At 41.0% G+C, this 10095-nt stretch carries 6 protein-coding genes; all 6 read left to right on the forward strand.

The window, feature by feature from the left end:
- Positions 1-12: 12 nt before the first annotated feature.
- A complete protein-coding gene (locus AB5217_RS15990) occupies positions 13-2583 on the forward strand; it encodes a glycoside hydrolase family 2 protein (protein ID WP_004302614.1) in 2571 nt (856 codons plus the stop codon).
- 10 nt (positions 2584-2593) lie between these two features.
- Complete coding sequence (locus AB5217_RS15995) at positions 2594-3634, forward strand: glycoside hydrolase family 5 protein (RefSeq protein WP_004323976.1); 1041 nt, start codon at positions 2594-2596, stop codon at positions 3632-3634.
- A gap of 4 nt (positions 3635-3638) precedes the next feature.
- Complete coding sequence (locus tag AB5217_RS16000; protein WP_004302616.1) at positions 3639-5000, forward strand: DUF4038 domain-containing protein; 1362 nt, start codon at positions 3639-3641, stop codon at positions 4998-5000.
- 26 nt (positions 5001-5026) lie between these two features.
- On the forward strand, positions 5027-6196 hold the full coding sequence (locus AB5217_RS16005) for a glycosidase (RefSeq protein ID WP_004302617.1): 1170 nt from the start codon (positions 5027-5029) through the stop codon (positions 6194-6196).
- Between the two features lie 10 nt (positions 6197-6206).
- Positions 6207-7601, forward strand: coding sequence for an MFS transporter (locus tag AB5217_RS16010; protein ID WP_004302618.1), 1395 nt, complete (start codon positions 6207-6209; stop codon positions 7599-7601).
- Positions 7561-10095, forward strand: a 2535-nt coding sequence (locus AB5217_RS16015) for a family 78 glycoside hydrolase catalytic domain (RefSeq protein ID WP_368117371.1), incomplete at its 3' end; no start/stop codon positions are given. The genes AB5217_RS16010 and AB5217_RS16015, both read left to right, overlap by 41 nt.

Below are 10095 nucleotides of genomic sequence, written 5' to 3' on the forward strand. Positions count from 1 at the left end.
TAAATACTGTCCATGAGAACTCGAATCATCACCATTATCACTTTACTGCTATCTACTCCAATGATTATTGCACAAAAATCAATGGATGAGATAGACAGGGAAAGCTTTGCAGCAAAGCTATCTCCAATAGAAGTAAAAGGTATACAGATGACTGAAGCAGGAAATATTCCTCTTGTCAGGGATACTCCTGCGAAAATCTCTTTGGACGGAACTTGGCAACTGGCAGAAGGAGGAAGTGAAAAAGAACGTTTACATACCATCTGGACAGATCAAATACCCGCCCGTGTGCCTGGTAGTATTCACACCGCATTAGTAGAAAATGAAATCATACCTGATCCATACATCGGACAGAATGACTCTATTGCAGAAAAACAATCTTACAAAACATGGTGGATGAAGCGGGAGTTCGAACTAGACTCCCCCTCATCGCACTGTATATTATCTTTTGGCGGAATCGCTAACAAATGTACAATATGGCTCAATGGAAAACTTTTGGGAACACACGAAGGTATGTTCGGAGGCCCCGATTTTTCAATAGGTAAATATTTAAAGAATAAAAATACTCTCATAGTAAAACTAGAAGCCATTCCCCAAATGTTTCTGGGAAACTGGCCTCCCAACGCAAATGAAAGTTGGAAATATACTGTTGTATTCAATTGCGTTTATGGATGGCATTATGCACAAATCCCATCATTAGGAATCTGGCGTAGCGTTCAATTAAAAGAACAAGCCGCAGTAGAAATAGAATCGCCATTCATCGCCACTCGTTCGCTCGATGGTCAAATGCGCTTAACTCTCGATTTGCATAAAGAATCATCTCCATTAAAAGGAGTATTATATGCAGAAGTATCTCCTAAAAACTTTAAAGGAGTAAAACAATATTATCATTTCGACATAAATAGTCAGAAGAAACAGGAAACTCTATCTTTAGACCTTCAAATCAAAGATCCGCATCTTTGGTGGCCCAATGACAGAGGAGAACAAGCACTATACGACCTCAATCTATTCTTCATTCCACAAAAAGGAAAGACCGCCCATGCAAAAACGTCGTTCGGTATACGGACTATTGAGATGAGACCATTAATTGATGGTGCTAAAGAAGATTATTATAACTGGACATTTGTCATCAATGACAAGCCGATGTTTATAAAAGGAACAGGCTGGTGCACTATGGATGCATTAATGGACTTCTCAAGAAATAAATATGAACATTTACTCCAAATAGCCCAAAGCCAGCACATACAAATGCTAAGAGCTTGGGGAGGGGGAATGCCCGAAACTGATGATTTTTACGAATTATGCGACAAATATGGTATTTTAGTCATGCAAGAATGGCCAACGGCCTGGAATAGCCATAACACGCAACCGTACGCTATGCTGCAAGAAACAGTGGAAAGAAATACCAAACGATTAAGAAATCACCCTTCTCTTATCATGTGGGGAGCAGGAAATGAATCGGATAAACCATTCGGACCTGCAATTGATATGATGGGACGACTAAGCATTGAACTTGACGGAACACGTCCCTTCCATCGCGGGGAGGCCTGGGGAGGTAGTCAGCACAATTACAACTGCTGGTGGGACGATGCCCATCTTAATCATAACTTAAATATGACCGCTCCTTTTTGGGGAGAATTTGGGATAGCATCATTACCTCACATCGAGACAGTGCGTAGATATTTGGATGAGGAAAAAGAAGTGTGGCCTCCCCAAAGGAGCGGTAATTTCACACACCACACTCCTATCTTCGGAACAATGAGAGAAATGGAAAAGCTCGTTCAATATTCCGGTTATTTTATGTCGAAGGATTCGCTGGCTTCTTTCATACTCGGATCACAGTTAGCACAAGTAGTAGGAGTGCGCCATACATTAGAACGGGCACGCACATTATGGCCTCATACTACCGGAGCACTTTATTATAAGATGAACGATAACTATCCCGGCGTATCATGGTCATGTGTAGATTATTATGGTATCATCAAACCTGTCCACTATTTTGTGCAAAAGTCTTTTGCTCCGCTAGCGGCAGTCATGCTATTTGACCGCAGCAATCTTTCCAGTCAAGAAGTCAGTCTTCCTGTCTATCTACTCGACGATTGCCAAATATTGGAGAAAGAGCCTTATCAGGTCAAAGTGTCTATATACAATGCACTACTAGACACTGTTGCCACCCATACTTTTAACGGCACTGGCGATGAGAATGTTGTCAAAAAATTAGGAGAAATAAGTCTGAATAGAGAACAAACCAAATCGACCATGTTATTCTTTGTCTTGGACATAATCAAAGACAACAAGAATATGTATCGGAATTATTACTTTACCAATTACGAAGTACGTCCGGGCTCCATCTTATCAATGCCCCAGACAGAAATAAAAATGGAACGCACAGGTAATATAGTGACTTTAACAAATACAGGAAAGTACCCCGCTATCGGAGTGCACATAGAAGCACCAGAAAAGATGGATCAACTTATCGTTTCAGAGAACTATATATGGCTTAATCCACAGGAATCAAAAATATTAAAAATAAATTTGGAATCTCCAGTTATTGTAAAAGGCTGGAACCTTCAATCACCCTATTAAACAGAACATTATGAAAAAAGTTTTTATTTCGGCTTTTCTACTACTCAGCCTTCTTACTCTAAATGGATGTAAAAGTAATCAACCTCCAGTAAAAGAGACAGGTGAACCTTACGGAGTAAACTTGGCATGTGCTGACTTCGGTTCATCCTTTCCCGGGGAATATAATAAAGACTATACCTACCCGACAGACCAGGACCTCGAATATTGGCAAAAGAAAGGGCTGAAACTTATCCGGTTGCCATTCAAATGGGAACGGCTACAACTTGACTTAAAAGGACCGTTAAACCAACATGACCTCAATAAAATGAAAGAACTGGTCAGAGCTGCAGAGAAACGCGATATGGTGGTTCTTCTTGACTTACATAATTACTGTCGCCGTTACATGAACAACGAACATACCCTCATTGGAAATAACGGATTAACGATCGGAGACTTGGCTTCTTTCTGGCAAGCTATCGCTAAAGAATTCTCGACTTTTAAAAACATATATGGTTATGGGCTAATGAACGAGCCACATGATCTGACCCCGGAAACCAGCTGGTTCGACATGGCGCAAGCGTCCATCAATGCCATTCGGGAAGTCGACACAAATACTCTTATCATGGTAGGCGGCAATGACTGGTCATCAGCAGAGCGCTGGATTGAACAGAGTGATACACTCAAATATTTAAAAGACCCGGCTAATAACCTTGCTTTTGAAGCTCATGTATATTTTGACAAGGATGCATCCGGTACCTACAAATATTCATACGAAGAGGAAGAATGTTATCTGGAGAAAGGTATCGACCGGGTAAAACCATTTGTAGAATGGATCAAACAAAATAAATTCCATGGTTTTATCGGAGAATATGGAATTCCCGACAATGATCCCCGTTGGAATGAAACCCTCGACTTATTCTTGGGATATTTACAAGAAAACGGAATCAATGGTACATATTGGGCTGCGGGTCCGTGGTGGGATAGCTATTTCATGGCAATCACCCCCAAAGACGGGAAAGACAGACCGCAAATGCCTATCATTGAGAAATATACAAGTACTTTTAAAAAATAGAATTATGTTCAAAAGGTTCTCCATCTGCTACATTTTATTTATGTTTTATTTAACTGGAATTTCTGCTCAAGAAGACCGGTGGACAGGAAATGCCACGAATCTATCCAAAGGAAATTTAAGGGTAAATTCTTCAGGACGTTATCTGGAATACACCGATGGAACTCCTTTTCTCTACATAGGAGATACAGCATGGGAACTCATTAGCCGTTTAAATGACAAAGAAACAGAGCAATATCTGGAGAATCGTAGAGAAAAAGGATTTACCGTAATACAAACGGTAATCCTGGATGAATTAGATGACATGAATGTTTCATCTAACGGAGGACCCAAGTTAATTGACGGCAATATTGACAAACCCGCTCCTGACTACTTCACCCATGTAGACAAAGTTATTTCTCTGGCTGCAGTCAAAGGCTTATACATAGCTCTACTACCAACCTGGGGGGATAAGGTAGACAAACAGTGGGGAAAAGGACCAGAGATTTTTACTCCGGAGAATGCATATAAATACGGCAAATGGTTAGGAGAACGCTATATGAACGCTCCCAATCTGATATGGGTAATAGGAGGTGATCGAAGTGGAGACGGAAAGAACTTTGCCATTTGGAATGCATTAGCGACTGGTATTAAAAGTGTAGACAAAAACCATTTGATGACTTATCATCCTCATGGAGAGCACTCATCCTCGTTCTGGTTTCACAATGCTTCCTGGTTGGATTTCAATATGTGTCAATCCGGACACGCACAACAAGATTTCGCAATCTATCAACGTCTGCTTTTGCCCGATTTAAATAAGGAACCACACAAGCCATGCATGGACGGAGAACCCAGATATGAAAATATTCCGATCAATTTCAAAAAAGAAAATGGAAGATTTGGAGATGATGATATCCGCCATACACTTTACCAAAGTATGTTCAGCGGAGCTTGTGGATATACATACGGCTGTAATGATATATGGCAGATGTTTGATACCGGACGTGAGCCTAAATGTGACGCCGACACTCCATGGTACCAATCAATGGATAAACAAGGAGCCTGGGATTTAATTCACTTTCGCAGATTATGGGAGAAATTTGATTTTACTCAAGGAAAAAACCTACAAACCATCTTTGGCGATGTACCTTTAGAAAATAAAAACTACCCTGTAGCATTCGGCAATAAAGACTATTTATTAGTATATTTTCCACAAGGTGGAGAGAGAACCATTTATTTGCCTTCAATGAATACGCCCAAACGGTCTCTAAAGTGGATGAATCCTCGCAATGGAAAAATCACATTCTATCAATATACAACAACAGATACCATTCCCATATCCTCTCCCACAAAAGGAAAAGGAAATGACTGGGTTTTAATTATAAAATAATTAACCGAAAAAAATAACAATAGAATATGAAAAGTAATAGATTAGAAGAGCTAACACAAAATTATGAAGCTCTTATCAACCGAAAAAATGAGATATGCAGCAATAGCAACGGTATATACAAACGTTACTACTACCCTGTATTAACAGCAGAACATGCACCACTCATCTGGAAATATGATTTTGATGAAAAACAAAATCCATTCATGGAAGAAAGAATTGGCATCAATGCTGTAATGAATACGGGAGCCATCAAAATCAATCATAAATACTATCTTGTGGCGCGCGTTGAAGGAGCAGACCGAAAATCATTCTTTGCAGTAGCAGAGAGTAATAGTCCTGTAGACGGATTTCGTTTCTGGGATTATCCGATAGAAATGCCGGAGACAGACATTCCCGATACCAATATGTATGATATGCGCCTGACCGCACATGAAGATGGCTGGATTTATGGTATTTTTTGTGCGGAACGCAAAGATGCAAACGCTCCAGCCGGTGATTTGTCTTCCGCAGTAGCCGTAGCAGGTATTGCACGAACAAAAGATCTGAAAACATGGCAACGCTTGCCGGACCTAAAATCTCCGAGCCAGCAACGCAACGTAGTGCTTCATCCGGAATTTGTGAACGGGAAGTACGCACTGTATACCCGTCCCCAAGATGGTTTCATTGACGCCGGCAATGGAGAAGGTATCGGATGGGCACTCATCGATGATATCTGTCATGCAGAAATAAAAGAGGAAAAGATCATCAATAAACGGTTTTATCATACGATCAAGGAAGTGAAAAACGGAGAAGGGCCACACCCTATTAAAACCCCACAAGGATGGTTACATCTGGCACATGGTGTAAGAGGATGCGCAGCCGGACTACGCTATGTATTATACTTATATATGACTTCCTTAGAAGATCCGACACAGATTATTGCCGAGCCTGCAGGTTATTTCATGGCCCCCATTGGAGAGGAAAGAATCGGTGATGTATCGAATGTATTATTCTCAAACGGATGGATTGAAGATGATAATGGAAAGGTTTATATCTATTATGCGTCTTCTGACACACGTCTTCATGTAGCTGAATCAACAGTAAGCCAACTTGTAGATTATTGCCTGCACACACCAACTGACGGTTTCCGTTCTATAGAATCTGTGAAGCGGATCATTACTATGGTAAATCATAATAAACAATACCTGAAACAATAAATACATCACCATGGAAAACATAAAACTAAGAGAAAAAATCGGATATGGATTAGGAGATGCTGCTTCTTCCATGTTTTGGAAGTTATTCACAATGTATCTGCTATTCTTCTACACAGACGTGGTAGGTATCTCTTCGGCTGTGGTAGGGACGATGTTCCTTATCACACGCGTCTGGGATACTTTCCTCGATCCGTTTGTTGGAATATTAGGCGATCGGACAAGCTCACGCTGGGGTAAATTCCGCCCCTACCTACTATGGGTAGCCATACCATTCGGCATCTGTGGTATACTGACCTTCTCCTCTTTTGGAGATAACATGACTACCAAAATAATATTTGCTTATGCCACATACACCCTTATGATGATGGTATATTCATTAATCAATGTTCCATACGCATCTCTATTAGGAGTAATGTCTGCCAATCCGCAAGTACGCACAGAGTTTTCCTCCTACCGCATGACATTTGCTTTTGGAGGAAGTATTCTGGTACTATTCCTCATTGAGCCACTGGTCGATATATTCAGTAAAATGAAGATAACGGAGAATATACCCGATATCGCTTTCGGCTGGCAAATGGCTGCAGTCGTATTTGCGATTATGGCTAGTGGAATGTTCTTATTAACTTTTCTATGGACAAAAGAAAGAGTGCAGCCCATAAAAGAAGAAAAAGGGTCGCTGAAAGAAGATCTGAAAGATCTGGGCAGAAACAAACCCTGGTGGATTCTTTTATGTGCAGGAATCATGGCATTAGTTTTCAATTCTCTTCGTGACGGTTCCGCTGTATTCTATTTCAAATATTATGTAGACAGCTCCGATACATTCTCTTTCTCACTCATGAACAGTGCCATTACTCTAATTACTATCTACTTGGTATTAGGCCAAGCAGCCAATATTCTCGGAATCATGTTTGTGCCATCCTTGACCAAGAGAATCGGTAAAAAGAAAACTTATTTTATGGCAATGGTTGGCGCTACCATTCTAAGCGTTTTATTCTACTTCCTTCCTAAAGATTTTATCTGGGGAATTCTTTGTTTACAGGTCTTAATAAGTATCTGTGCGGGTATTATTTCTCCCTTGTTATGGTCTATGTATGCAGATATATCAGATTACTCCGAATGGAAAACCGGAAGACGTGCAACCGGTCTGATATTTTCTTCTTCGTCCATGTCTCAAAAGTTCGGTTGGACAATCGGAGGTGCTTTGACCGGATGGCTACTGGCCTATTTCGGTTTCAAAGCAAATGTAATCCAATCCGACTTTGCTCAAACCGGCATTTGTATGATGATGAGTATCTTCCCGGCAATTGCCACCATGCTATCAGCATTCTTCATTTCACGTTATCCGTTAAATGAAAAAAGATTATATGAAATATCAACAGAGCTCGAAGAGAGAAGAAAAAAGTAAATTCATCACTAACCAACTAACCAATATGGCTCATATTCCAATTCAGTCCTATTTGTATTTACTATTGGGTACAACCCTATTCTCATGTGCACCTCAAGAGCTAAAAACGCCATTTGAATTAAAATGTGAGAATATACCCGTTCCTGTAGGAGTAGATACTCAAACTCCCAGACTCTCCTGGAAACTTCCGCTGCTAGAGGAAGATAGTATCAACAGAGTTGAGATATGGCTATCAACAGACAGTACTCAATTATCAGGCAGACAGTCCGGTTATTGGAACAAATCCATCATAGGAGCTCCTATAAGAGTCTCCTATGATGGACAACCCTTAGATTCATATACAACGTATTATTGGAAAATAGGCTATCAAACCTCTTCCAAACAGAAAACTACATTTTCTCCAATATCCTCCTTCACGACAGGATGTTTATCACCCGACAACTGGAAAGGGAAATGGATTACTGACAAACATGACATCACATACCGTCCGGCACCCTATTATAGAAAGAGCTTCCAATTAGACAAAACAATCGAGCAAGCCTTACTCACTATTGCATCGGCAGGCCTACATGAGCTCTCTGTCAACGGGCAACGGGCAGGAAATCATTTCCTGGACCCTATGTATACACATTTCGACAAACGTATACTATCAGTCACTCATGATGTTACGTCATTACTATCTCTGGGTGAAAATGTAATAGGAGTACAACTGGGGAACGGCTGGTATAATCATCAATCCACAGCAGTATGGTTTTTCGACAAGGCTTCATGGAGAAACCGCCCTAAATTCACAGCACAACTCCATCTGCGTTACACAGATGGAACAACAGAATATCTGGGTACTGACTCAACCTGGCAAACAACTGACAGCCCGGTTATTTTCAACAGCATCTATACAGCCGAGCATTATGATGCACAGAAAGAATTAGCAGGCTGGGACTCCCCCGGATTCAACGCTACCGGATGGTATCATGCACAAGAAACCGAATCGCCTACGGAAACGATCAAATCACAAGTTATGCATCCGATTCGTGAAACGGCCCGCTATACAGCAACTCAATGCAAAAAAATAAATGACAGCTGCTACGTCTATCATTTCCCCAAAAACATTGCAGGTGTCACCGAGCTAAAAGTGAAAGGGAAAAAAGGAACAAAACTGCGCCTGAAACATGGGGAACTTTTAGACAAAAACGGTATGGTAAACATGGCAAATATAGATTATCACTACCGGCCGACAGACGACAGCGATCCTTTTCAAACAGACATCGTCATACTTAGCGGAAAGCAAGATAGATTCATGCCCAAATTCAACTACAAAGGTTTTCAGTTTGTAGAAGTCTCATCATCTGCCCCTATTCAATTATCCGACGAAAATCTTATTGCAGTAGAAATGCACAGTGATGTTCCGGCCATCGGCTACTGGTCTTCGTCATCCGATCTGCTAAACAAAATATGGAAAGCCACTAACAGTTCCTATTTAGCCAACTTGTTCGGTTACCCGACTGACTGCCCTCAACGGGAAAAAAATGGCTGGACAGGAGACGCACATATTGCCATAGAAACAGGATTATACAATTTCGATGGTATCTCTATATATGAGAAATGGATGAACGACTTTTGTGATGAACAAAAAGACAACGGAATCCTTCCATGTATCATCCCAACTTCTGTATGGGGCTATGATTGGGCCAACGGGGTCGACTGGACGAGTGCTGTCGCCATTATCCCTTGGGAAATTTATCGATTTTACGGAGACACCACATTACTCCGCCGCATGTACGGACCAATCAAAAAATATGTCTCCTATATAGAATCCATATCAACCAATCATCTTACAGACTGGGGATTGGGCGACTGGGTACCTGTACGCTCAAAAAGCAATATAACCTTGACTTCCTCTATCTATTATTATACGGACGTCTGTATTCTAGCCAAAGCAGCCAGACTTTTCGGATATGCCGAAGATGCCTCCTATTATAACACGCTGGCACAAAAAATAAAAGAGGCTATCAACACCAGTTTTCTCAATAAGGAAACAGGAATATATGCAGAGGGAACACAGACAGAACTTGCCATGCCATTATACTGGGGAATCGTTCCGGAAGAAGATAAAAAGAAAGTTGCTGCCAGACTACATGAATTGGTAGAAAAAGACGATTATCATCTGGACGTCGGTTTATTAGGAAGCAAAGCCCTACTTTCCGCCATGTCAGATAACGGATATGCAGAAACAGCTTACAAAGTCGCATCACAAGACACCTATCCTTCCTGGGGGTACTGGATCAAACAAGGTGCTACAACTCTACATGAAAATTGGCGGACAGATGTCGTTATCGACAACTCATATAACCATATTATGTTCGGAGAAATAGGAGCATGGCTATACAAAGGACTGGGAGGAATTCAGATAGATGAAAAACATCCCGGATTCAAGCATATTTTGCTAAAACCTTTCTTTCCGGCAGACATGAATGAACTTACCATACGCTATAAT

The organism is Bacteroides sp. MSSM.1001136sp1_RTP21357st2_D2_RTP21359_211015 (genome assembly GCF_040913205.1).
GTDB lineage: Bacteria > Bacteroidota > Bacteroidia > Bacteroidales > Bacteroidaceae > Bacteroides > Bacteroides ovatus.

Bases quoted from the DNA above. Each gene is read 5' to 3' on its own strand.
- AB5217_RS15990 (WP_004302614.1), top strand. From the start codon at position 13: ATGAGAACTCGAATCATCACCATTATCACTTTACTGCTATCTACTCCA.
- AB5217_RS15995 (WP_004323976.1), top strand. From the start codon at position 2,594: ATGAAAAAAGTTTTTATTTCGGCTTTTCTACTACTCAGCCTTCTTACT.
- AB5217_RS16000 (WP_004302616.1), top strand. From the start codon at position 3,639: ATGTTCAAAAGGTTCTCCATCTGCTACATTTTATTTATGTTTTATTTA.
- AB5217_RS16005 (WP_004302617.1), top strand. From the start codon at position 5,027: ATGAAAAGTAATAGATTAGAAGAGCTAACACAAAATTATGAAGCTCTT.
- AB5217_RS16010 (WP_004302618.1), top strand. From the start codon at position 6,207: ATGGAAAACATAAAACTAAGAGAAAAAATCGGATATGGATTAGGAGAT.